The sequence below is a fragment of the Pontibacter beigongshangensis genome (assembly GCF_014332515.1).
Classification (GTDB): Bacteria; Bacteroidota; Bacteroidia; order Cytophagales; family Hymenobacteraceae; genus Pontibacter; species Pontibacter beigongshangensis.
On record NZ_VFSD01000006.1, the window covers coordinates 37,480 to 62,637 of the forward strand.

Sequence of the window (25,158 nt, forward strand, 5' to 3'; positions counted from 1 at the left end):
CATGAGCAAGATCATAAAATATGTGCTCTACGACATCGTAAGGAGCAAAATCGTAATTGCCTACACGCTGTTTCTGCTGCTGCTCTCGGTGGGGCTGTTTAACCTGGGCGGCAGCCCCGACAAAGGCTTGCTCAGCCTGCTGAACCTGGTGCTGCTTACGGTGCCGCTTATCAGCATTGTGTTCGGCACCACACATTTCTACAACTCTTATGAGTTTATAGAGCTGCTGGTGGCGCAGCCGATCAACCGCACAAAAATACTGATGAGCGAGTACCTGGGAGTGGCCCTGTCGCTTTCGGCTGCTTTCCTGATCGGGGTGGGGGTGCCGGTGCTACTGTTCAATGCCAGTGCCACCGGTCTGTACCTGGTGCTGACAGGCGTTTTTATCACTTTCATATTCGTGGCGATGGCCTTCCTGGCCTCCGTGATTACCCGCGACAAGGCCAAAGGCATCGGCATTGCCTTGCTGTTGTGGTTTTACTTCGCCCTGATTTATGACGGTATCGTGCTGTTTATCCTCTACACCTTCGGTGATTACCCGCTCGAGTATGCCACCCTGGTGCTGACTGCCCTTAACCCCATAGATCTGGGCAGGATCGTAGTGCTACTGAACCTCGATGTGTCGGCGCTCATGGGCTACACCGGTGCCTTGTACAAAAGTATTTTTGGGAGTGGCTGGGGCGTGATGCTGTCGTTTGGGTTGCTGCTCCTGTGGGTGTTGCTGCCAGTGCTGGGCTCCAGGCGGATATTCTCGAAACGGGATTTGTAAGAACGCAGGCAAAGGCTGATTTTTTTAACAAGAGCAGGAACCACGAAGGGGCGCCTGCTCTTGTTTTTTTCAGGTATCGGACAATTTCTGCAAAGGCCCCATTGCTGCAGCAAAGCTGCCGGAGGGCTGTTTTGATTAGCATAATTTGCCCCGGCCAGAGTTGCGCGGCCAGGTGCGTGCCCTTCAGTCCTGGGAGAAAGGTTTAGTCTCTGCGCTGGTCTATGGCTCCGGCTGAGGTAACTGTATCCACTTCCAGGGCACTGCTGGTATCCGACTCCAGCTCCAGCTGCGGATTGATCTCGTTTCCAGACCCTATCTCCACGTTTTCATCGGTTGTGGTGGCCTCCCGGTTTGTGTCGGTGCGGTTGCCGTCAGAATTTCCGCAGGCAAAGGCAAAGGTGGCCAGCAATAAAAATAGTAGCTGTTTCATATGCGTCTTTTTAGTACCAGTTTTATAAAACGCTCCTGCAGGCAGTTGGTTACGACTTTAGGTCCGAATCTAACAGACAAACCTATTAATCAGCATAAAGGGCAGCTCCTATGTCAGCAGCGCCAGCAGCAGCGATAAGTGCCTCTGAAGGGCCGGTTTCATTCAAATAATTACCTGCAGAAAGGCAATAGATGATACTCCAGTAGAATTAATTGCGTGCCTATAGCCGGTGACTTCACTTTCCGGAACCATACATAGCATCACCTTGAGAAAAACGATACACGTATCATCCCATTTAATTAGCTGTACAAAAGGTGAAACAAGTTGCTGTCTATCATCTATTCTGGGGTATCGATAGAGTTAGCCATTACCAGTTTCGCTTACCATTGCCTGGCATCAGTCCTGACTATCGAATAAATCCCAGCCCCTGGCTTGAGGTGCATTGTGAAAACCTACCGCAGCTACAGGGCAGATGAGGTTGCCAGGTGCATCGAATCAGAAAAAATGCCAGTAGCCCTTGCCTTAGCCTCTCGCCCACAAGATCTTTGACAGGAGGACAAGATGGGAGAGGGAGGGTGAACGTATGGAAGAGACGAAATGCGATTTAATATATAACGTATGAAACAGCAAACGGCCTTGCCAGGTAAACGATGTTTCCTGACAAGGCCGTTTGCTTGCTTACCGCTGGTCGTAATGTGTTGCCTACAACTCGTCAGATGCGTACCACTCGGCAAAGGAGTTCTGGGTTTCCCAGAGCTTCAGGCTGTGGAGTTCTACGTATACGGGCAGGTAGTTCCGGAGCTTTGATTTAAAGTCGAGCAGCATTTTTTCGCAGGTGGGCTGGTAGGGCGTAAGCACCAGTTTATGGTGCAGCCGCTGTAACGTCTGCACCAACTCTGGCGGACTATCCTCCCGCAGCAGCAGCGCATGATCCACGGCATTCAGCAGGCTTTCCTGCACAACCGATTTCAGGTCATCGAAGTCCATCACCATGCCATATTTGGGATGCTGCGCATCAAATACAGGGGTGCCGATGATGGTGACCTCCAGTTTGTAGGAGTGCCCGTGAATGTTGCGGCAGGCGCCGTCATAATTTTGCAACATATGGGCCGCCTCAAACGTGAAGAGGCGGGTCAGTCTGATCTTGCTTCTGGTTAGACTCATCTTTTTAAACAGCTGGTACTTTTTCTAAACGTGCCAGTATTAACTGGTTTTCTGCTTCCAATAATTCATCGAGCATGATCACGCGCCGCTCCAGTTCCTCCTTGTAAAGTTCCGGCAACTTTTCTTTATAGTACTGGATGCCCTGCTGCAGATTGTCCCAGAAGTTCTGCAGGTATTTGTATTGCTTATCGGTCAGCGTTTCCAGCTGCTCAGTTTTCTTGTTCTTCCAGTAGTCCACATACATTTTCAGCTCGTTAATGAACATGTGGGGGCGGTGGCTTTTATTGAGCGCGTTAAATCTTCCATAAATATGGTCTACCATTTCCTGCAGTTTGAACACCCCAGAGAAATAAGCCAGGTTAGGGCCGGGGCAAATGGTAACAGCTTTTACTGCGGCCTTCTTGCTGTCGGTGAAAACCTGCGTGCCCGAATTTGCCAGCCCGTCGCAGAGGCATTCCTTGGCCAGCACCTTCTGCTCCTCGGCCTGGTATACCTCTGGCGCCAGGTCTTGGGCCTGCAGCTGCTCCAGTTTGCGGCGCTGGTATTTGCGCGAGGCCGTGCAGATGGGTTCGTCTGTAAACTCGGTGTTCGACACCAGGTGCTTCTTAATGCAGGGGCTGCCCGGCTTGCCACGGTCTATCCTGAAATTTTTCAGTTGCTCACTTGAGGTGTTGCGCAAGGCATTAAAAGGCACGCCAAGCGGGGAGATCGGGCTCAGGTACAGGTCTTCTTGTCTGGCGTTTACCAGCTGCTGCAGTGTTTCTTCATCTACCGTAGTCGCCTCCGGCACCAGCAGGAAGGGAGTACCCCAGCCAGTTGCGTCCATGCCATAATGCTCCAGCAGGAAGTTGTGCTCCTGGGCTGTGCCGATACCGCCCTGCACCGTTATTTTCTGCGCAGGTATCTCTATGGGAACATGCAGGCCTTTGCTGGCCATGGCTGAGCTGAACAGGCTGTAAAGCTCCATGCGCAGCGCCTCCCGGTTTTGCTTAAACTCCTCCAGTATAGGCCCTATCAGGTAGCCATCGGTGGCAAAGGCATGGCCGCCACAGTTCAGCCCCGACTCGATGCGGAATTCAGACACCCATAATCCTTTTTTTGCCAGAATCTTGCCCTGCACCATGGCAGACCGGTAATCGCTTACTTTTATGATGATTTTTTTCTGGAACACACCCGCCGTGTTGGGCAGGAAGCACGGAAACTGATCTATGTAGGCAAACAGGCGCATGTTCATGCCTGCCGAAAAAACCACAGAAGACTTTACGGTGCTGTTGGCAAAGCCGCGCAGAGCCGCCAGTGCATCAGAGTATTCCTGGGGTAGCAGCTCACCGTTTTTGTTGTAGTTGGCGCGATCGAGCTTGGTCATTATGTTCACGTCGATACAGCCCGGCACCAGGGCGGTGCGCAGCTCCTCCTGCAGCATTTTCTGCAACCACGGAAAACTGGTTTGCTCCATTTGCCGGTACAGCGCTTTGAGCGGAGAGCTTTCGGGCAGTAAGGCAAAGTATTTTGTAATCTGGCTGTCTGGCGTAAACTCCTCCTGCCGCAGTTCCTCCATCTGTATTTTTACCACCTGATCCACCAGATCGAGGCAGGCCGTAATGCGGCGTGCTCTGTAATCTTCTTCTTTATCGGTGATGGGCGTATAAGGCAACTTATACTGCTGGCTATAGTAAGATCGCATCTGTTCAAGCAAGGCGTCGTCGCTCAGCGAGAGCACCGAAGAAATGCCAAAACGGGCTACTTTAAGAGGAGAGTCTACTGAGAAGGACAGCCCCATAACTGGAATGTGGAAATCGTGCGGAGAGGTATGTAACATTGGTTTGTGCGTTTTACTTAAAATAGTTGATGATGTTTAGTAAGTCTGCTTATTTTTCGATCGTGTGCCAACTGGAGTTTCCGGCCTGAAACAGTGCCTGTAAAAAAAGAAAAGCACCCTGCCCGGAACGCAGGTCCAGTCTTTAAACAGTTGCAAGGTAAGGCAGATATATAGTGGCTGGTATGAGTAGCGTCAGTTGAAAATATGACATCGGTCATATTCCATATCCTGCTGCTCACGGCCCGGGATAAAATGGGGAAGTGGGCTGTAAATGACTGACTTAGGTCATTGGAGGGCGATGTTCTTAGGGCTAATATTGCATGCTGAAACAGGTGGGGCAACACTGCTAAACAGGAAGAAGAATGTCAGCAGGTAGCCAGTGACCCTAACGGTGTTCAGAAGATGTTCAACCTAAATGTATCGACCTCATGAAAGCTATATGTGTCCTTTTGCTTATTGCTGTACTAACTTTTTCCTGCACACACCGCCCAGAGCCTGACCTGCATCGCGAAATAGTGCACACCGTAAAAGCTGACCTGACTCTGAACCTGGGAGATCGCTGGCAGGCAGATTTGGCAACCAACCAGAACATACGTGCCATGCAGCGGCTGGTGCAGGTGCATATGCTGCAACCTGACATAAACACGCCGGAAGCCAACCTGGTGCTAAGCAAAACGCTTCAGGGAGAGCTGAAAAATATATTTGCCACCTGCACCATGGATGGACCCGCTCATAGCATGCTGCATGCCTACCTTACCCCATTGGTGGAGGATGTAGAACAGCTGGAGGCAAAAGAGCTGAAAGAGGCGCTTGCCGCCCGCGACCGCATTTCTGCGCAGTTGGAATTGTATAACACTTATTTTAAATAATGTATAGGATAAAGGCCCTCGTCAGGCGTAAAGAGCAGTGGCATGGCACGCTGGTGCGGGCACGGGTAGCCCTGGGCTATTTTGTGCTGGTAGGGGCGCTGGGGCTGCTGCTGCGCTGGCAGGTAGTACATCCTGTTGAAGGATTAAACTACAAGTATTTTTTGCATGCCCACTCCCATGTGGCTCTGTTGGGCTGGCTTTACTGTGCCCTTTTTGCGGCGCTGCTCTACGCTTACCCCCCGAGTACTGTTAAGCAGCGGAAGTTGTTTAAATGGCAGTTCCTGGTTACGCTACTAGCCGTGAACGGTATGCTGCTGAGCTTTCCGGTGCAGGGCTATGCCCTCTTTTCCATCACGTTCTCCACGCTGCATATCCTGGTAAGCTACTGGTTCGCCTGGAGCTTCTGGAAGCATGTACGGCACGATAATAATCTCTGGCAGAAGCACAGCATATCGCTGCGGTTTATTGGCCTGAGTTTGCTGTTCATGGTGTTGTCGAGCATCGGCCCCTGGGCCATGGGGCCAATTATGGCTACCGGCGGAACAGGCAGTGAGCTTTATTTCTCGGCCATTTATTTCTACCTGCATTTCCAGTACAATGGCTGGTTTGCCTTTGCGGTGCTCGGGCTGTTTTTCTGGTTGCTCGATCAGAAACGGATCCCGTATAGCCAGGTGCAGGCAACGCGTATGCTCTGGCTCCTGGGAGTAGCCTGTGTGCCTGCCGTGGTGCTGTCTTTCTTGTGGACGAAGCCTGCGGCTGTCTGGTACTGGGTTGGAGGGGCCGCTGCAGCGCTGCAGGTGTTCGCCCTGGTGCTGTTCCTGAAGCTGCTGTGGGACATAAGGGGTGAGCTCTTGCACCATTTTTCGACCTGGGTTAGAGGTCTGTTCGGGCTGGCGCTCTTCTGCCTGTCAGTAAAGCTTGTTATGCAAATGGCCTCTGCTTTCCCGGCAGTGGCCGATCTGGCTTACCAGGTGCGCTATTTTATTATTGGCTACCTGCACCTGAGCCTGCTGGGGTTTGCCTCTGTTTTTATGCTGGGCTTTTTCCTGCACCAGAAGCTGTACAGGCTAGGCCGGTATGCAAAGCTTGGACTAAGTTTGCTTCTTCTGTTTTTCCTGATAACCGAGGCGCTCTTGTTTCTGCAGGGCACCCTGCTATGGCTGCAGTTGCCGGCGCTACCAGACTTTAACCTGATCATGTTTCTGATGAGCATCGGCATGCCAGCAGGCCTGCTGCTGGTCTTCTTCAGCCAGAAAGGTCTAGGGCGATCCTGCCAAAAGACAGACTGATCAGAAAATAAAAATTAGAAATTTGAAATTATGGTGGCGCGAGCGTCCTCGCTCGTGACTGCTTTTCCGCAGCTCCTGGCCGATTTGAAATTCCTGTGCCGCCACGTAAATTTTCTGCCAATAAAGTTGGATCAGCACTAACCTGTGGTGAGGAAGGAGGTCAGATCTGATGAATTATTCAAATAAAAAATGACCTCCGGAGTTCTTTGCCGCTCCTGATGCCGCCCCGGCTCCAGGTGAGCTGTATTGTAGCGTATGTACTTAGGTTCGCTATGTAGACTGCGACTTAACTTTCCGGAACTATTCTTGGCATCACCATGAGAGAAACGACGCACGTATCACTACATTTTTATAATGAGTATAAAAGGTGAAACATGTTCCGGTAAGTTGTGTAGCTGACTATAGAATGGCTCCCCGGTTATTTTTGAAATAGGCGATTTTGTGGGCAAACATTTCGGCCATTTTCTCAGCACGCCACTTGGCCTCTGCTGCTTTTTCACCGGTAAATAGCTCGTCTACCGTCTTGTTAAAGATGCGGAGCCAGCGCTCGAAGTGCTCGTCGCCCACCGGTAACCTGATGTGTTTGGTGCCCGGGCTGCCCTGGTAGGTGCGTTCATCGAGCAGCACGGTTTGCCAGAACCGGTACATCGTATCCAGGTGCCTTGCCCAGTTATCCCCGATCTTCTCGTCAAATACAGGGCCCAGCAACTTGTCCTGCCGTACTCTTGTGTAGAAGATGTCTACCAGTTCCTTAATGTCTTCTAAACTGTAAATGTCTCTGCTTTCCGGGTTCTTTTCTGTCATGGCTTCCATCTGTTTTATTTTGTGTATACGTAAAACTTTGCATCCCCTGCGCTTTCCTTCGCTTCCCCGGCAGTTTAACTAAATGCCGGAGGAGCAAAGGAAAGCCGCCAAGGGCGCAAAGAATAATGGTTTGTATGACGAATCCTCCGGAGGGATTTCTAACCTGCTTTGTGTGAACCAGGCTTTACGACATGTAAAAATATGAATAAGAGCAGCCAGACTCTCGCAGTGTGTGCAGCTCCTGCGAGAGTCTGAGGGAAGAGTAGCAGCTCTCCCAAAAGAAACACTCGCAGGAGCTGCGCACACTGCGAGGTTTGAGCCAAACCAAATTATTCTAATGAAATTGGCCCTCCGGAAGCGCTGCTACTGCTGCTGCTCATATTTCTACATCTCCAAATCTCCAAATTTTCAAATTCTGAAAAAGAAGACTCTAGCTGCACCCCAGGCTGTTGCCGCAGTTCAGGCACTTGTAGCAGGTGCCGGAGCGGATGGTAATGTGGCCGCAAACGTTGCAGGCCGGCGCATCGCCCATCATACTGGCCAGTACCTGCTGGGTTTGCTCCATTAACACGGTGCGGCTCTGGCTTGCCACTTTATAGGCCTTTCCGTTGGTGGCTGGCGCAGGCTTGGCTTCGGCTGGTGGGGCAGCAGGTGCTTCGGGCTCGGTTACAGGTTCTTCCCGCTGCACGTGCACCAGGTCGGTGCGGTTCAGGTATTCGTAGCCCAGCAACTTGAACAGGTAATCCAGCACCGAGGTAGCCGATTTTATGTTCGGGTGCTCCACGCGGCCGGCCGGCTCAAAACGGGTAAAGGTAAAGCGGTTCACGAACTCCTCCAGCGGCACGCCATACTGCAACCCAAGCGAAACGGCAATAGCAAAGCAGTTCAGGATAGACCGGAACGAGGCGCCTTCCTTGTACATGTCGATAAAAACTTCCCCAACCGTTCCGTCCGGGTACTCGCCTGTTCTAATGTAAACGGTGTGGCCGTCGATCTTCGCCTTCTGGGTAAACCCGTTGCGCTTGTCCGGCAACTTGCGGCGCTCAACCATACGCGCCAACTGCTGACGAAATACGTCGTTGGCCGATTCTGCGAGGATGGTTTTGGCGGCCTGCAATACTTGTTCCGAATTAAACTTAACGTCTGCTGCTTTCTCTGTTACTGCCTCTTTTTCTGCCACTTCGTCTTCTTTGTCAGACTGGCTGCTTTTGGAGGAGAGCGGCTGGGAGAGTTTGCTGCCGTCGCGGTAAAGCGAGCAGGCCTTCAGCCCCAGTTCCCACGACAGTTCATAGCAATGCGCTACTTCTTCCACGGTGGCCTCGTTGGGCAGGTTTATGGTTTTGGAGATGGCTCCAGAGATAAAAGGCTGCACAGCGGCCATCATGTGGATGTGCCCGGAAGCTTTGATAAAACGCACACCTTTGCTGCCGCAGCGGTTGGCGCAGTCGAACACCGGGTAATGCTCCTCTTTCAGGTAAGGGGCGCCCTCCACGGTCATGGTGCCGCAGATGTAGTCGTTGGCTTCTTCGATCTGTTTGTGGCTGAAACCGAGCGCCTGCAGCAAACTGAAATCCGGGCGCTGGTACTGAGCAGCCGAAAAGCCAAGGCGTTGCAGGCAAGCCTCGCCCAGTGTATAGGCACTGAATAGGTTGCTTACATCGTAGGCGGTAGGCAATGCGGCCTCTAGTTTTTCCAGTTCATCGGGCAGCAGGCCCAGGCTCTGCAAGCTTTTCTGGTTAAGGTGTGGGGCATCTGTAAAGGTGAGGTGCCCTTTGGCATAGTTCACGATGGCCTGCACCTGCTCCTGGCTATAGCCCAGCTTCTGCAGCGCCGCCGGAATAGACTGGTTAATGATCTTGAAATAGCCTCCTCCAGACAGCTTCTTGTATTTCACGAGGGCGTAATCTGGTTCCACACCGGTGGTGTCGCAATCCATGAGCAGACCGATGGTGCCGGTTGGGGCGATAACAGTGGCCTGGGCATTGCGGTAGCCATGCTGCTCGCCCTGTGCCAGCGCCTCATCCCAGGCGCGTTGTGCGGCCTGCAGCAGGTAGCCGGGGCAAAGGTCCTGGTCCAGCCCCTGCGGTTTTATGCTAAGCGCTTCGTATTTGTCCCGCTGGTTATAAGTGGCATAGCGGTGGTTGCGGATCACGCGCAACATGGCCTGGCGGTTTGGCTTGTACTTGGCAAAAGCTCCCATGGCAGCGGCCAGTTCTGCGGATGTTCTGTAGGCTGTTCCGGTCATGAGCGAGGTAATGCCGGCGGCCATGGCACGTGCCTGGGCACTGTCGTAGGGCAGCCCCTGTATCATGAGCAGGGCACCGAGGTTGGCATAGCCCAGCCCGATGGTGCGGTAGTCGTACGAGCGTTGCGCCACTGCCTCCGACGGAAATTGCGCCATCAGCACCGAAATCTCCAGCACCACGGTCCAGAGGCGGCAGGCGTGCTCAAAGGCGGCCACATCGAACTCCTGTTTCTCCTGGTCGAAGAACCTGAACAGGTTGAGCGAGGCCAGGTTGCAGGCGGTATCGTCGAGGAACATGTACTCGGAGCAGGGGTTGGAGCCGTTTATTTTTCCTTCTGCCGGCGAGGTGTGCCAGTCGTTGATCGTGGTGTCGAACTGCACGCCTGGGTCTGCACAGGCCCAGGCGGCATCGGCTACCTGCTGCCACAGCTTTCGGGCGGGCACCGACCGAAGCACGCTTCCGTCTGTGCGGGCTTTCAGGTTCCAGTTGCCATTGGCATGCAGGGCCTCAAAAAAAGTGTTGGGCACCCGCACCGAGTTGTTGGAGTTCTGGCCCGATACTGTTTGGTAGGCTTCTCCCTCGTAATCGGAGGCGTAGCCGGCGGCAATCAGCGCAGCTACTTTTTTCTCCTCGTCTTTTTTCCAGTTAATGAATTCTTCGATCTCCGGATGGTCCAGGTCGAGGCTCACCATTTTGGCAGCGCGGCGTGTGGTGCCCCCCGATTTGATGGCCCCGGCAGCCCGGTCGCTCACTTTCAGGAAAGACATGAGGCCGGAGGAGGAGCCACCGCCCGTGAGCGGCTCGTTTTTGCCCCGCACAGAGGAGAAGTTGGTGCCCACCCCGGAGCCATATTTAAAGATGCGGGCCTCCTGCACCAGCAGGTCCATCACGCCACCTTTGCCTGCCAGGTCGTCTTTTACGGACAGGATAAAGCAGGCATGCGGCTGCGGCCGCTCAAAAGCCGAGGTAGACTCTTTAAGTTCTTCGGTTTCGGGGTCTACATAAAAGTGGCCCTGCGCCTTGCCTGCAATGCCATACGAGGCATGCAGGCCCGTGTTGAACCATTGGGGGGAGTTGGGGGCTGTGTACTGGCCCAGCAGCATGTACACCAGCTCGTCGTAAAATACCTGCCCGTCCTGCTCCGACCTGAAGTAGCCGTAGCGGCTGCCCCATTGCTGCCAGCAGTTTACCATGCGGTGCACCACCTGCTTTACCGATGTTTCTGCACCTGTGCTGCCGTCGGGTTGGGGCACACCGGCTCTGCGCAGGTACTTCTGGGCCAGAATATCGGTAGCTATCTGCGACCATTGCGCCGGCGCCTCCACATTGTTTATTTCTGCCACCACATCTCCTTCCGGGTTCCGGATGGTAGAGGAGCGCAGTTCATAGTCGAACATGTCGTAAGCACTGGTGCTTTGCCTGGTAAAGAGTCGGGAGAAGGTCAGGCCTTTGCCTCTCGTTTTATTTTCTTTCATAGATAAGCTTTAATGAAGTTCTTTTTCAATCAGGATAGCCCGGGTAGGGCGGAGGCCCAAGGCACCGGTGGCAGTTTTTGCTCCGGAGGGGCATTTTCATTCAAATAATTTGGCTACTGCTTGTTCACTATTGTTTGTAGATTTTAAAAATCAGGAAGATGGAAGGGCAGTAAAGGAGCAGACGAGGCAGAGCATGATAGCCAGCCACTCCTACCGTCCATCTTCCGACTTTTACCTGCCAAACCTCCTGATGCCTATAAAGGAGTCTAACATCTGCAAACTGGCATCTGGTAAGCTGCAAGGGCTGCAATGCCTCCGGAGGGCCTTTTTCATTAGAATAATTGGGGAAAGAGCCGGCAGGAGCAGCAGGGTGGGCCTGGTCGGGCCCGCCCCTTCTCTTATTCACTCACTCACCAATAAGTGGTTCAAAACTGCTGTTTATTCCGGAATAAAATAATGACGAAGATCATTTTAATAAAAGACCTAGATGTCTTTTATTTTCGATCCATCTTTTTACCTTTACATCATCAAATCAACTTAATCATCATTAAAAAAATAAGAAATGGCAACTACGCAAAATCTTGAAGTGCTGAATGTAACTATCATAGAGCCACGGTTTAAGCACCCTACTATTTTTGAGCGATTCGACAAACTGAAAGGTGGCGAAGCTTTTATTATTCACAACGACCACGACCCTAAACCTTTGTACTACCAGCTGATGGGCGAGCGTGGCAACATATTTAAGTGGGAATACCTGTTGCAGGGGCCGGAGATCTGGGAAGTGAAAATTTCGAAACTGACGCCGGTGGAAGGCGAAACAGTGGGTGAGCTTGTGGCAAAAGATTACCGCAAGGCCCAGGTGTTTAAAAAATTCGGCATCGACTTCTGCTGCGGCGGTAAAAAGTCTGTCGCCCAGGTGTGCGAGGAGAAAGGCATCAGCCAGGATGCCGTGGAGCAGGAGCTGCGCGCCACCGACGAGAAAGAAACCAAGCGTCAGGCAGAATACGAGAACTGGACTCCATCCTTCCTGGCCGATTATATTGTGAACATGCACCACACCTATGTGCGCGAGACTATTCCGGCGCTGTATGAGTACACCACCAAAATTGCGCGGGTACATGGCGAGCGCCATCCGGAGCTGATCGAGATTGTGAAGCACTTTACCAATGTGGCCAACGAGCTGGAGTCGCATATGCCGAAAGAGGAGCGTGTGCTGTTCCCTTACATTAAGCAGCTGGACGAGGCCAAGCAGAAAGGTGTTAAAATAGCGCCTGCCGGTTTCGGTTCTATCCAAAACCCGATTAATATGATGGAAATGGAGCATGAGAATGCCGGAGGAGAGCTCGAGAAAATAAGAGAGCTGAGCAACAACTTTACCTTGCCGGCAGATGCCTGCGCTACCTACACCGTAGCCTTTAAAGCGCTGCAGGAGTTTGAAGACGACCTGTTCCGCCACATCCACCTGGAAAACAACGTGCTGTTCCCGAAAGCCCTGGAGCTGGAGAAAGAAGTTGTAGAGTAGATTTTTGGATTTTGAATGAATGAGTAATTTTTTGAATGAGTGAATGAATTTGTGATTTGTAAATTTGAGAATTTGAAGATTTGAAAATGGCCCTAAATTATCTGCCCCATGGCTTTTATGCATCAGCAAGAGACAACAGGCACAGTAGACCAGGGTTCTTGAAATTTTTTCGACTCATTCCGTCACTCATTCACCATTCAAAAAATGCTCATTCCTTTAAAGATGATGTAAAGCACTTTTCTCGATGACTTTACTTCTAAGAACTCTGGCAGCATTTGCGGTACTTGTGTTAAGAAATAATTAAGCCAAATGCCATGAAAAATATAGTTAAACCCCAGAAACGCGATAAAAATTTAGTGCCACTTTCCCGTGAGCATCACTTCGGACTTCTTTTCTGCTGGAAGATCCGGCAGGGGCTGAAACTCGGAGCCGACCTGGAAGTTATGCGTGCCTACGTGCGCTTTTTCTGGGATAACATATTAAAGGCACACTGCGAGGAGGAAGAGTGGTTGCTGAAAAGACTGGTTCCGAAAAGAGATCTGGCAAGAGTGCGGCTGGAAGAGGAGCACAGGCTGTTGAAAGTGCTTGTGGACCTGGTAGCCGACGGCAGCCCGATGAACAAAGACCTCTTCCGGGTGCTGGAGCAGGACCTGGTAGATCATATCCGGTGGGAGGAGCGCGAACTGTTCCCTTACCTGCAGGCAGTGGTGCACTCCGATGACCTGGAACTTGCCTGCAAGCTGCTGGAACACAAACACAGACCAAGAATTGATGATTACACGCCAGAATTCTGGATAGATAAAAACAGGAAATAAGCTACATGATTATTGCCCCCACCACCCGAATCTCGACACTGATAAAAGAGAACCCGGCTTCTATCGAAGCGATTGCCTCTATCAGCAGCCATTTTGAGAAACTTCGCAACCCCTTACTGCGGAAAGTGCTGGCCTCGCGCGTAACCATAGCCGATGCCGCCCGCATTGGGGGTTGCCGGGTGGAGCAGTTTTATGAGAAACTTCTTCCGCTGGGGTTTACCGTGGCAGCCGGTGCAGTAGCAAGTGCCGTTTCTGAAAGCCAGCCTGTAGCCAAACCTGCCGTGCCGGTTCATATGCCTGCCCAGCCCCTGGTGGAGCTGGATGTGCGGGAAGATATTGCTTCGGGCAACGACCCGTTCCGAAAGATTATGAAGGCCATAGAAGAACTGGACCCAAAGCATACCCTGCTGATCATTAACACCTTTGAGCCAACGCCCCTGCTTTCTATTTTAAAAAAGAGAGGCTACAACCATTTTGTGCAGCAAAAAGAGGAAAAACTCGTTTATACCTATTTCTGGCTGCAGGGCGAGGTGGCAGAAGAGCCTGTTGTTGCAACCGGAACCGCCTCAGACTTTGAGTTTTTACTTAGCCGGTTTGGCGGTAACCTCCGGAAAATAGATGTGCGCCACCTGGAGATGCCGCAGCCTATGGTTACTATTCTGACTGAACTGGAGCAACTGCCTGCCACCGAAGCCCTGTATGTAAAACACAGGCGGGTGCCGCAGTTCCTGTTGCCGAAACTGGCCGAGCGGGGCTTCCAGATAGCCATTAAAGAAATTAGCCCTGCCGAAACAGACTTACTTATTTACAGATAAACCATGCCATGAGCACAGCCACTACTTCTAACTCGCCGGGCAAATGGGTCGTGCTGCCGCACTATGCCTTTGCAGCCCTTGCTTTTGTGGCTTTAAGTATCCTGCTGCTTTTCTCTACAGATGCCTTTGGGGGACACTACTTTCATCCTAAGCTCTTAACACTAACCCATGTGGCGGTACTGGGCTGGGCTACTATGCTCATTTTCGGCGCTCTCTACCAGTTGTTGCCGGTGGTGCTGGAATGCAGGCTCTATAGCGAGCGGCTGGCAATAGCTAGCTTTGTTTTGCTGGCCACAGGCACCATTTCCCTGAGCTACGCCTTCTGGACCTTTCAGGTAGGGTGGGTGATGCACCTGGCAGCCTGTGCGCTGTTTTTATCATTTCTGCTTTTCTCTATAAATGTAACCCAAACAGCCCGCAAAGCTCCTGCATGGACCATCGATGCCGACTTTATCGTGACATCGTCTTTCTGGCTGCTGGCCACAGGGTCGGTTGGCCTGCTGATGGCGCTCAACTTTACGATGGCCTTTCTGCCGGCAGACCATTTACATTACCTGCAGCTGCACGCCCACATTGGTATGGCTGGCTGGTTCCTGCTGCTGATTATGGGGGTTGGTGCTAAACTGATTCCGATGTTCCTGCTGGCGCACCCTGAGAGCACCCGAAAACTGAGCCGGGCCTATTACCTGATCAATGCAGGCTTGGTGCTTTTTGTTTTTGACCATCTGTTCTTCCAAACCGGGCTTTTGTTTTTGTACGCCATATTGGTGGTGGCCGGTGTGGTGTTTTTCCTGCTTTACCTGCACGATGCTTATAAAACAAGGCAACGGCAGGACCTGGACCTGGGCATGCAACAAACCTTTGTGGCACTTGTACTGCTACTGCTGCCACTGGTACTTCTTATGATTGTCAGCAGCCGGGCGGCGCTGCCGCAGAACCTGCTGTCGATTATTTACCTGGTATATGGCATCTCTGTCTTCCTGGGGTTTGTGTCGGCCCTTATTCTTGGCCAAACATTTAAGACATTGCCCTTTATTGTGTGGATGCACGCATACGAGAACCATGTAGGGCGCTACAAAACCCCCTTGCCTAAAGACATGTACCGCCATGCCTGGTTACGCTGGCAAAACATCAGTTACCTCCTTGGCTATGTGCTGTTGGTGGCAGGCGTGCTGCTACAGGTGCAGGCGCTTATCCTGGCTGGCGCCATCGGCTTCCTGGTCACCTCGTTGCTTTACACGGCCAACGTGTACCTCATGCTGTTGCACAAAGTTAAAAATCTAAAACCCTTCAGTTATGGAAACGCAAACGCCTGATCTTGGGCATGAGGTGTTCGAGACATTAAAATATATCATAGACCCGGAAATAGGGATAAACATTGTGGACCTGGGGCTTGTCTACAAAGTAAGCCTGGAAAACGGTGTTCTTTCGGTGGAACTGACCCTGACTACCCCCGGCTGCCCTATGAGCAACACCATCGTGACGGCTGTGGAGCAGATACTGCAGCAGCGCTTTCCGGCCATGCAGGTGCAGGTAGAACTGGTGTGGTCACCACCCTGGACTACCGATATGATTTCGGAGGAGGGTGAGCGGCAACTGAACGGAATGTAGTATTTTTGCAATTGTCTGTCTGGCCTGGTTTCCTCAGCGTAAGGAATAAATGGTATATGAACCGGAAAAGCCATCCTTAAATAAATAGTATTCATTCTGAAGTTGCTGAAATATGTTATCAAAAACAGTAGAATATGCCTTGCGTGCCATTGTTTATGTAGCCCTGAACGACTCCAAAGGGCAGAAGGTAGGGATAAAGGAAATTGCAAACGTATTGGAGCTGCCCCTGCACTTTATGGGCAAAATCCTGCAGGACCTCGTCCGGAAAGGAATAATTGCCTCAGTGAAAGGGCCGCACGGCGGGTTTTATATGCACAGGCCGGCCAGCGATGTGGGCATACTGGAAGTAGTAAAAACCATTGATGGCCTGGAGGCCTTCAAGAAGTGTGGTATGGGCATGAAACAATGCTCTGACAGTCACCCTTGCCCACTGCACGACGATATTAAAATGTACCGTGAGAGGCTGTTGAAAGTATTTAAGTCAAAAACAATTCAGGACCTGGTAGATGGGGTGAACACAGGCAAGTATTTCATCACTAATTTACAGCAGGTAGCGCCGATCGCCTAACTATTTATTAACATAATATTTCAACTATTCATGACGAATATTTTAGCAAAAGGAAGTTTTGCAAGCAAACTCCGGATGATGAATCCCAGCGTCCACCCTCAGGAAGTGGCAGCCATGGAGGAGGCCGTTGCGGAGATCTCAGAACTGAAGCGCGAGAAAAATGTGGTCATCCTGTCGCACTATTACATGGGTCCCGAACTGCAGGTAACGGTGCAAGAGGGAGGCATAGCCGATTTTGTGGGCGATTCTCTGGGCTTAAGTGTGGCCGCCAAAACAGCAGATGCAGCGCATATTATCTTTTGTGGGGTAAAGTTCATGGCAGAAACAGCCAAAATCCTGAACCCTGGTAAGCAGGTATGGCTGCCCAGCTTCGAGGCGGGCTGCTCCCTGGCCGAAAGCATAAGCGGAGCCGATGTGCGTGCCCTGAAAGCTCGTTACCCCGGCGTGCCGGTAGTCGCCTATATCAACACCTACGCCGAAACGAAAGCCGAAGCAGATATTTGCTGCACCTCCCGCAATGCCATGGACATTGCCCGTTCATTTGGAGGGGATAAGCTGATCTTTCTGCCTGACGTATTCATGGGCCGTAACCTGCAGACTCGTATCAAGGCCGAGACGGGCAAAGACCTTATTCTCTGGGATGGCAAATGTGAGGTGCATGAGCAGTTTACACCGCAGCGCATCAATGGACTGAAGCTGGTGCATCCAAAAGCTCAGGTGCTGGTGCACTGGGAGGTGCCCGACGATGCCGTGGCAGAAGCCCTGACAGGCGCAGGCGGTGTGGTAGGAAGCACCTCCGACATTATCCGGTTTGTGGGCGAGAGTGCCAACCGGGAGTTTATTCTTGGCTCCGAGTGCGATCTGGGTGCCACGTTGCGGGGTATGTATCCCGAAAAACAGTTTATTGTACCCTGCATAAAGTGCCCGCACATGAAGCAGATAACGCTGCAACGAACCCTGGACACCCTGCGTGCCATCGGAACCGACAAACAGGAAGCCTACCGCATCAGCATGGAGGAGGAGTTACGCCTGCGAGCCCTGAAACCAATAGAACGAATGCTGGAATTTGCCTGATCATGAAATTGCTGTACTACGACTATGTGGTGTTGGGGAGCGGTGTTGCCGGCCTCACATTTGCTCTAAAGGCAGCTGCTCACGGAAAGGTGGCGGTAGTGTGCAAAAGCGGAATCAGCCATACTAACACCTCTCTTGCACAGGGTGGCATTGCGGCTGCCTGCCGTTTGCCAGATTCTGCCGGTCAGCACGTGCAGGATACCCTGGTGGCCGGTGCCGGCCTTTGCAACGAGGCAGCTGTTCAGTATATGGTGGAAAAGGCTCCCGGGGCTATTGCCTGGCTTCAGGAAACAGGCGTGCTGTTTGACAAGGCTGACAACGGCGACGTGGCGCTGGGGCTGGAAGGAGGCCACAGCCGGCACCGGATTCTGCATGTAAAGGACCATACCGGTTTATCGGTGCAGGCGGCGCTGGTGCAGGCGGCCCAACGGCATCCTAATATTACTGTGCTGGAGCACTGCATGGGAGCAGAGCTTCTTGTGCATGCCCACCCGGCCCCATTTTGCCATGGGGTTTCCCTGGTTAGTTTAGAAGATGATACGACTCTGCATATAGAAGCCAAAGCCGTGGCCCTGGCAACGGGTGGTTCCGGGCAGGTTTATCGGCACACCACGAACCCGGCTATCGCCACCGGCGATGGGCTGGCCATGGCGCACCGCGCCGGGGCAGCAGTCAGCAACATGGAGTTTTTCCAGTTTCATCCTACAGCGCTTTACCAGGTAAACCAGCACCACGACACGTTCCTGATTAGCGAGGCTGTGCGCGGTGCCGGGGCAGACCTGGTGCTGCCCGATGGCAGGCAGTTTATGCACGAGTACCACACACTCGGGTCACTGGCACCCCGCGATGTGGTAGCAAGAGCAGTGCTCAACGAAATGAGGCGACTGGACCACCCTTGTCTTTACCTGGATGCCCGTCATCTGCCGGCAGGGCTGCTACAGCAGCAATTTCCCGTTATCTATGCCAAATGCCGAAGCATAGGAATCGATCCGGACAAGGACCTGATTCCTGTTGTGCCGGCTGCGCATTATCAGTGTGGCGGTGTACAGACCGATCTGGAGGGGCGAACTTCTATTTCCGGCCTTTATGCCATCGGCGAGGTGGCCTGCACGGGTGTGCATGGCGCCAACCGGCTGGCAAGCAACTCTTTGCTGGAAGGCGTGGTGTTTGCCATGAGTGCGGCAGCGCATGCCGTGCAGGCACCCGAAAACCAGGCCCAGCAACAGCACAAACAGCCGTTTGGAAAAATACTCTTTAGCCTGACAGACTCTACCGTAGTGGAGCCACAGGTAGAAGCCCTGAAAAAGGAGTTGCAGGAGCTGATGTGGAAGCATGCCGGCATTATCCGGAACAGCGAGGCGCTGGAGCAGGGCAGAAAAGAAGTGAAGGCTCTTGCCAAAAAGCTGGATAAGGTCAGAGCACAGGTTGGCTTTAGCCCTGCTATCCTCGAACTCTACAATTTGCTTACCGTAGCAAAGCTGATTTTAAAAGCATGCCTGCAACGGCACGAAAGCATCGGCGGCCACTTTATAGAACGCGAACAAAATGCAACGCTGGCAGAATAAAAAGGCAAAAGGAGAAAGAGAATTACTTGCCTTTAAAGTAGAGAGAAGAAAGGGCTAACAAAATGCTTTCCGGGTGCAGCAGTAGCAGCAGCAGCAGCAGAGCCTTCCGGAGGCCGGTTTTTATTAGAATAATCGGGGTATACGGCTGGAGGAATGTTGTGTATATGCCTGACAAAACAGGGCCGGCATCTCTGCCTTAAACTGATGGCCGTATCCTTTTCCATCATTTTTCAGGTGCGATGAGATCGGCCATAGCTGCTGCGAATAGGCCTTTTGATGCACTACAAGCAGCTATCTGATTTACCTCTCCGTTCACTGTCGCCCAACAGCGAACCACAGCCCGGCCGGCCATTCCCCATAGCGCATAAGTCCTGGTTCTGTCGGAGAACAGAGCCAGGACTTATGCGCTAATTATTTCTGCTAAAGGAAATAGCATAGAGCTTACAGGAAATGGCAGGGATGCCGGCTCTCGGTTAATTAGGGGGAAGTTCTCAATTAACGATATAGCCTGCGACTTAACTTTCCGGAATCATACAGGGCATCACCTTGAGAAAAACGACACACGTAGCACGATACACGACATGTTACTATTGGTATAAAGGGTGAAAAATATTCCGATAAGTTGATTCGCTGACTGTAATCAGGACTGTGGCTGGGGCAATAGCAAGATCGGAGTAAATTTGGTGTGCAGCAGTTTTAAGGGGGAAGAAAACATCAGGCTGTTCCCATCTGCCGGCAAGAGCATCATGATCAGCTCCGACCTGCTTAATCGCACAAAACCAGCCATGTCTTCCTGAGCCTTATCAACAAATGCCTGATCCGCTCCGATAGTTTGATTCGGCCCTAAGCCCGGTACGGTAGCTTCTGCACCGGCAGGCACCAGGGCCTGTTCTGTCTGCAGGTGTTTCATTAGCCGGAGCTCTTTCTTTGTATCGGCCAGGTGCTTCAGAAAATTCATGCCTGTATAATACACCTCCTGCTCGTTTGGTTCAGCAAGAAGTGCAACCCGGCTATAAGGGCAAAAGCTGGCTTTGGGCGGTACAACAAGGGTGGGTATACAGGCCTGCGTAAGCGCCTGTAAAACAGGATGGCATTTTATGGAGGCAGTGTCTGTACCCAGGCTTCCTGAACTTATAATCACCAGGTCGGCCTTCACCTTCCGGGCAATGTAGGCCGTTTCGTTTTCGGCCATGGCTGGCCTGAGCAGGCGCGTAATGGATAAGCCGGGCACGAGTTTTAGTTTTCTGGTAAGGTTGTCCATTTTTGTTTGTACTGCCCGTTCCTGCGTCATCTCTTCGGCGTTATCATCCTGCTCCCCATTGAATTTTGCAGGCTCGTACCCATGAAAAATAATCAGGCGGGCGCCAACATGCCTGCATAACTCGGCTGCATATAATGCTATATTACTAGCGTTTTTTGTTAGGTCAGTCGAAAAAAGAATATTTTTCATTTAGAGAATCTGTTTAATATTTATGTAGCTTTTCTTCCTAAAGCAACCCCAACAACTATCCGGTGCATAAGACACTCTCCTGTAAATTATCTTCTGAGTAATGATGTAAAATTAGGCGAACCCGCCGAGGGTCTGAATGACAAGCGGCAGCCTCCGGAGTGATAAATGTCATAAAGCCCAGCGTAGCGGCCATAGTTTTTTTGGCAATTGAAGCCGGAATAGCTATTTTTAGCTAAAATTATTTAGAGATTGGAAGATTCCCTGCATACCGAAAACCATAGCGCGGATAATGTATCCCGATTAAAGGCCGTTATTGAAACGGCCATAGATGGTATTATTACAATCGATCGGAGTGGCATCATAGAAACAGTAAACCCTGCGGCTGCCCGTATCTTTGGCTACGAGCCAGGCGAGATCATTGGTCAGAATGTTAGCATCCTGATGCCGGAGCCGGATCGGAGCCAGCACGACCAGTACATCGAGAATTATCACCGGACAGGCGAGGGGCAGATCATTGGCAAAGGCCGTGAGGTGCTGGGCAGAAAAAAGGATGGTACCACTTTTCCTTTTCTGCTGAGCATCAGTGAGGTTAAGCTAAAAGACAAGTTGATCTTTACAGGGATTGTGCACGACATCAGCGGATTAAAAAAAGCTGAGGCCGCCCTGCGCGAAAGTGAGAATAAGATCACCTCTATTATAGAGGGTGCCGTAGATGGCATTATCACCATCAACACACGCGGCATCATAGAGATGGTTAACCCGGCGGCGGCCCGCCAGTTTGGGTATAAGGTGGAGGAACTTCTTGGCAAGAGTGTAAACATGCTGATGCCGGAGCCGGACAGCAGTCTGCATGATGGCTATATGCACCACTACCACAAAACCGGCGAAAAACGCATTATCGGCATTGGCCGCGAAGTGACGGGCATGCGCAAGGACGGCACCATATTTCCTTTCTTTCTGAGCATCAGCGAGGTAAACCTGATGGACCGGAAAGTATATACGGGTTTTGTGCACGACATTACCAGGCAAAAACTGAACGAGGAGCGGTTGCGACGGTATGCGGCAGAGCTGGAAAGAAGCAACCGCGAACTGCAGGACTTTGCCTACGTTTCGTCGCATGACCTGCAGGAGCCCTTGCGTAAAATCCAGGCTTTCGGCGACAGGCTGAAAACCAAGGATTACGAGAAGCTGAGCGAACAGGGGAAAGATTATGTGGACCGCATGCTCAATGCCGCCTCCCGGATGCAAAACCTGATCAACGACCTGCTCAACTTCTCGAGAGTAACCTCCAAGCAAAAGTCTTTTGTGAAGGTGAGCCTGGACAAGATACTGACGGAAGTGATCTCTGATCTGGAAGTAACCATCGAGAAAACCGGTGCCGAGATCATACGGTCTCCCTTGCCCGAGATCGAGGCGGAGCCAACCCAGATGCGGCAGCTCTTCCAGAACCTGCTCAGCAATTCCATAAAGTTCAGAAAGGAAGACGAGAGCCCGATCATAAATATTTATGCCAGGCATTTGCAGCGTACGGCCCACCTAACGGCCACACCAGGCGACGAAGTAGCAGAAATTTATGTGGAAGATAATGGAATAGGTTTCGATGAAAAGTACCTGGACCGGATTTTTAATATCTTTCAGCGGCTCGAGGGCCAGAAGTTTGAAGGTTCCGGCATTGGCCTGGCCGTGTGCCGTAAAATCGCTATCCGCCACGGAGGTGATATTACCGCTACCAGCCAGCCGGGCGTAGGAACGCGCTTTATTATTACATTAGCCATACGACAACCAGAAGATTAAAGAAGATGCCTGAAAAGAAAACAATTGTGATCCTTATAGCCGACGACGATGCCGAAGACCGCATGATGGTAAAGGATGCATTAGAAGAGAGCCGTCTGAAAAACAATATGCACTTTGTGGAGAATGGCGAGGAACTGATGGACTACCTGCATCATCGGGGAAAGTACACCGACAAAACGCAGCACCCTACGCCCGGACTTATCCTGCTTGACCTGAACATGCCCAAGAAGGACGGCAGGGAGGCACTAAAAGAAATAAAGGCAGACGAACACCTGCGCCTGATTCCGGTAGTGGTACTGACCACCTCGAAGGCGGAGGAGGATATCCTGAAAACCTACGACCTGGGCGTGTCTTCTTTTATTGCCAAGCCGGTAACATTTGCGTCTTTAGTAGATGTCATGAAAACGCTCAGCAAATACTGGTTCGAAATAGTGGAGTTGCCAAAACTGTAGCCTAATAGAATTTTGCATGCCCGACAAGATACGCATACTGCTCGTAGATGACGATGAAGATGATTACATCATCACCCGCGATATTATCCATGACATACCCGAGCGGCATTACCTGCTGGAATGGACCAGCTCGTTTCAGGAGGCGCTCGAACTGATTTCCCAGGAGAGGCACCATATTTACCTGGTCGATTACCGGCTGGGTGCTCATGACGGGCTTGAACTGATAAAAGAAGCTGTAAAAGCAGGAAGCGCAGGCCCCTTTATTCTGCTTACCGGGCAGAGCGACCGCGAAACAGATGAAAAAGCCATGCGCGCCGGTGCCCTCGATTACCTGGTAAAGGGAAAAATAAGCCCTAATGAACTGGAGCGGTCTATCCGATACAGCATTGAACATGCCAAAAGCCTGGCCGTGATTCAGCGGCTCAACACGGAGCTGGAGCAGCGCGTAAAAGACCGGACACAAGAGCTGGCAAAGGTTATCCAGAAGCTGGAGCAGACAAACAAAAGCCTGCACGAAGCGGAGCTGGAAGTGCGCAAGGCCCTGCAGAAGGAGAAAGAGCTGCACGAGCTGAAATCACGCTTTGTAACCATTGCCTCCCACGAGTTCAGAACCCCGTTGAGCACGGTGCTTTCTTCGGCCTCGCTTATCGGCAAATACAAAACCGCTGAAACCGACGACAAGCGGGCCAAGCACGTAGAGCGGATCAAATCGGCGGTGAACAACCTGACCAGCATCCTCAATGACTTCCTGTCTATCAGCCGCATAGAAGAAGGCAAGATCTATAACGTGCCTTCCACCTTCGACCTGGAAGCTTTTGCCTCCGAGATATCGGAGGAGGCGCAGGGAGTGTTAAAGACGGGGCAGCAGATAACCTATGTCCACAAGGGAGAGCAGACAGTGGTGCACCTCGACAAGCAGTTGCTGCGCAATATCTTTTTTAACCTGCTGTCGAACGCCAGCAAATATTCCGGCGAGCACAAAACAATTTATTTCGACACGCAGATAACTGATACCCAAATTATTGTAACGGTGCAGGATCAGGGCATAGGCATTCCGGAAAACGACAAGGTACATCTTTTTACGCCTTTTTTCCGGGCCCAGAATGTTACCAATATTCAGGGTACCGGCCTGGGACTGAACATCGTAAAAAAATACGTGGATATTATGGATGGCACCCTGGAGTACGCGAGCGAGCTCGACAATGGAACCACCTTTACCATAACATTTCCTTTAACCTCTGAAAAATGAAAAAAATACTGCTGATAGAAGATAATCAGGAAATACGCGAGAATATTGCGGAGATACTATCGCTTGCCAATTATGAGATACTGGAGGCGGAGAATGGCAAAATAGGGGTAGACCTGGCAAAAAAGGAGCTGCCCGACCTGATCATCTGCGACATTATGATGCCCCAGCTCGATGGCTACGGCGTATTGCACTTGCTGAGCGGTAACACGACAACCTCTGCTATCCCTTTTATCTTCCTGACGGCGAAGTCGGAGAAAGAGGACTTCAGGAAAGGAATGAACCTGGGTGCGGATGATTACCTGATCAAGCCCTTCGACGACCTCGAACTGCTCGATGCGGTGGAGATGCGCCTCCGGAAAAATGAGGCGCTCAAGGCGGGGTTCAAAAAAAATGCCGAGGGTCTGAACGAGTTTATTCAGGAGGCCAAAGGGCAGGAGAATCTCGACAAGCTGACATCTGACAAACAAAAGCTGCAGCGGTTCAAGAAGAAACAGCCCCTTTTCTCAGAAGGCAATTACCCCAACGCCCTTTACTTTATTAACAGTGGAAAAGTAAAGACCTACAAGTCGAATGAGGATGGGCGGGAATATATCACCAACCTGTATAAGGACGGCGACTTTATCGGTTACCTCGACCTGATAGAGGAGAAGGCCTACCGCGAATCTGCCATGGTAATGGAAGACTCTGAGATTTATGTGATCTCTAAAGAAGACTTTTTTTTGCTGCTGCACAACAACAGGCTCGTAGCCAATAAATTCATTAAAATACTCTCTGACAACCTGGCAGAGAGAGAGGAACGCCTCCTGAAACTGGCCTACAACTCTGTACGGAAGCGTGTAGCGGAAGCGCTGCTGTTTGTGGAGAAGCAGTATAAGACCGAAGGAAAAGAAGGAACCCAGGTGGTGATCTCGCGTGAAGACCTGGCCAGCATTGTAGGCGCCTCCAAAGAAACGGTAATCCGAACGCTGGCCGATTTCAAAGATGAGAGACTGATCGAGAGCCAGGGCAGCAAGATCACCATCATCAACAGCGAAAAACTGAGGCGCATGCGCAATTAGGCCTGCAGCACCAGTACCCCAACCTTGCTTTATGAACCAGTGGCGTAGCCTCGTAGAGGGCTGAGCCGCTGGTTCATTTTTGTTTGAAAAAGCTTCGGCTCATCTTCCCTTAATTCAAATTTCTGGTTTATAAATTCAACAGAAGAATTCTTGCCAGAAAGCAAAAAGCTGCTGCCAACCTGCGGGTAACTTCCCTGCCGGCCCTGTTTATGTAAAGGTATCGGGTAAAGGAGGTTGCCAGCTAGCAGCAGACTGGCCGCGCTGGCAATCGGGACATTTTAGGAAAACCAATTTAATCCACTTCTCATTTTCTCCGTACA

General features: G+C 51.5%; 21 protein-coding genes. 15 read left to right on the forward strand and 6 right to left on the reverse strand.

Annotated features, from left to right (window positions below):
- The first annotated feature begins 1 nt into the window (after position 1).
- On the forward strand, positions 2-769 hold the full coding sequence (locus FJM74_RS07005; protein WP_187261874.1) for an ABC transporter permease subunit: 768 nt from the start codon (positions 2-4) through the stop codon (positions 767-769).
- A 202-nt stretch (positions 770-971) separates the two neighbouring features.
- Here the strand turns inward: FJM74_RS07005 and FJM74_RS07010 are convergent, their stop codons facing one another.
- The 3 genes from FJM74_RS07010 to FJM74_RS07020 form a co-directional block, all read right to left on the reverse strand.
- Entirely contained in the window at positions 972-1,199 is a 228-nt protein-coding gene (locus FJM74_RS07010; RefSeq protein ID WP_187261875.1) for a hypothetical protein, read from the reverse strand.
- Between the two features lie 702 nt (positions 1,200-1,901).
- Positions 1,902-2,363, reverse strand: coding sequence for a 6-pyruvoyl trahydropterin synthase family protein (locus FJM74_RS07015; protein ID WP_187261876.1), 462 nt, complete (start codon positions 2,361-2,363; stop codon positions 1,902-1,904).
- Positions 2,364-2,367: 4 nt separating this feature from the next.
- Positions 2,368-4,182 carry a nitronate monooxygenase family protein gene (locus tag FJM74_RS07020; protein ID WP_187261877.1) on the reverse strand — a complete coding sequence of 605 codons (1,815 nt, stop codon included), beginning with the start codon at positions 4,180-4,182 and terminating at the stop codon, positions 2,368-2,370.
- 428 nt (positions 4,183-4,610) lie between these two features.
- Here FJM74_RS07020 and FJM74_RS07025 point away from each other — a divergent pair, with 428 nt between their 5' ends.
- Positions 4,611-5,051: a hypothetical protein gene (locus FJM74_RS07025; protein ID WP_187261878.1), complete on the forward strand. Its 441-nt coding sequence runs from the start codon at positions 4,611-4,613 to the stop codon at positions 5,049-5,051.
- Complete coding sequence (locus FJM74_RS07030; RefSeq protein ID WP_187261879.1) at positions 5,051-6,340, forward strand: hypothetical protein; 1,290 nt, start codon at positions 5,051-5,053, stop codon at positions 6,338-6,340. The genes FJM74_RS07025 and FJM74_RS07030 overlap by 1 nt, the downstream gene beginning before the upstream one ends.
- A 399-nt stretch (positions 6,341-6,739) precedes the next feature.
- On the opposite strand, the gene FJM74_RS07035 is transcribed toward FJM74_RS07030, so the two are convergent.
- Complete coding sequence (locus tag FJM74_RS07035; RefSeq protein WP_187261880.1) at positions 6,740-7,144, reverse strand: group III truncated hemoglobin; 405 nt, start codon at positions 7,142-7,144, stop codon at positions 6,740-6,742.
- Positions 7,145-7,574: 430 nt separating this feature from the next.
- Positions 7,575-10,865 (reverse strand): vitamin B12-dependent ribonucleotide reductase, encoded by a 3,291-nt coding sequence (locus tag FJM74_RS07040; RefSeq protein ID WP_187261881.1) that lies wholly within the window; start codon positions 10,863-10,865, stop codon positions 7,575-7,577.
- Positions 10,866-11,427: 562 nt separating this feature from the next.
- On the opposite strand from FJM74_RS07040, the gene ric reads away from it, so the two are divergent.
- The 8 genes from ric (at position 11,428) to nadB (ending at position 18,835) form a co-directional block, all read left to right on the forward strand.
- Positions 11,428-12,387 (forward strand): iron-sulfur cluster repair di-iron protein, encoded by a 960-nt coding sequence (gene ric / locus FJM74_RS07045; RefSeq protein ID WP_187261882.1) that lies wholly within the window; start codon positions 11,428-11,430, stop codon positions 12,385-12,387.
- 314 nt (positions 12,388-12,701) lie between these two features.
- Positions 12,702-13,202 (forward strand): hemerythrin domain-containing protein, encoded by a 501-nt coding sequence (locus tag FJM74_RS07050; protein WP_187261883.1) that lies wholly within the window; start codon positions 12,702-12,704, stop codon positions 13,200-13,202.
- 5 nt (positions 13,203-13,207) lie between these two features.
- Positions 13,208-14,017, forward strand: a complete 810-nt coding sequence (locus FJM74_RS07055) for a DUF2249 domain-containing protein (protein ID WP_187261884.1) — start codon at positions 13,208-13,210, stop codon at positions 14,015-14,017.
- Positions 14,018-14,025: 8 nt separating this feature from the next.
- Positions 14,026-15,333, forward strand: a complete 1,308-nt coding sequence (locus tag FJM74_RS07060) for a hypothetical protein (protein ID WP_187261885.1) — start codon at positions 14,026-14,028, stop codon at positions 15,331-15,333.
- A complete protein-coding gene (locus tag FJM74_RS07065; RefSeq protein ID WP_187261886.1) occupies positions 15,314-15,628 on the forward strand; it encodes a metal-sulfur cluster assembly factor in 315 nt (104 codons plus the stop codon). Before FJM74_RS07060 ends, FJM74_RS07065 begins: the two co-directional genes overlap by 20 nt.
- Positions 15,629-15,740: 112 nt before the next feature.
- A complete protein-coding gene (locus tag FJM74_RS07070) occupies positions 15,741-16,196 on the forward strand; it encodes an RrF2 family transcriptional regulator (protein ID WP_187261887.1) in 456 nt (151 codons plus the stop codon).
- Between the two features lie 30 nt (positions 16,197-16,226).
- Positions 16,227-17,270 (forward strand): quinolinate synthase NadA, encoded by a 1,044-nt coding sequence (nadA, locus tag FJM74_RS07075; RefSeq protein WP_187261888.1) that lies wholly within the window; start codon positions 16,227-16,229, stop codon positions 17,268-17,270.
- Positions 17,271-17,272: 2 nt separating this feature from the next.
- Entirely contained in the window at positions 17,273-18,835 is a 1,563-nt protein-coding gene (nadB, locus tag FJM74_RS07080; RefSeq protein WP_187261889.1) for an L-aspartate oxidase, read from the forward strand.
- A gap of 640 nt (positions 18,836-19,475) precedes the next feature.
- Here the strand turns inward: nadB and FJM74_RS07085 are convergent.
- The gene (locus FJM74_RS07085; RefSeq protein ID WP_187261890.1) at positions 19,476-20,285 is read right to left on the reverse strand and encodes a universal stress protein; all 810 of its coding nucleotides are present in this window, start codon (positions 20,283-20,285) and stop codon (positions 19,476-19,478) included.
- Positions 20,286-20,534: 249 nt separating this feature from the next.
- Here FJM74_RS07085 and FJM74_RS07090 point away from each other — a divergent pair, with 249 nt between their 5' ends.
- The 4 genes from FJM74_RS07090 to FJM74_RS07105 are packed head-to-tail and all read left to right on the forward strand — an operon-like array spanning position 20,535 to position 24,838.
- Positions 20,535-22,079: a sensor histidine kinase gene (locus FJM74_RS07090; protein WP_187261891.1), complete on the forward strand. Its 1,545-nt coding sequence runs from the start codon at positions 20,535-20,537 to the stop codon at positions 22,077-22,079.
- Positions 22,080-22,084: 5 nt separating this feature from the next.
- On the forward strand, positions 22,085-22,531 hold the full coding sequence (locus FJM74_RS07095) for a response regulator (RefSeq protein ID WP_187261892.1): 447 nt from the start codon (positions 22,085-22,087) through the stop codon (positions 22,529-22,531).
- Positions 22,532-22,547: 16 nt separating this feature from the next.
- Positions 22,548-23,780, forward strand: a complete 1,233-nt coding sequence (locus tag FJM74_RS07100) for a hybrid sensor histidine kinase/response regulator (protein WP_187261893.1) — start codon at positions 22,548-22,550, stop codon at positions 23,778-23,780.
- Positions 23,777-24,838 carry a response regulator gene (locus FJM74_RS07105; RefSeq protein ID WP_187261894.1) on the forward strand — a complete coding sequence of 354 codons (1,062 nt, stop codon included), beginning with the start codon at positions 23,777-23,779 and terminating at the stop codon, positions 24,836-24,838. The genes FJM74_RS07100 and FJM74_RS07105 overlap by 4 nt, the downstream gene beginning before the upstream one ends.
- Positions 24,839-25,158 lie beyond the last annotated feature (320 nt).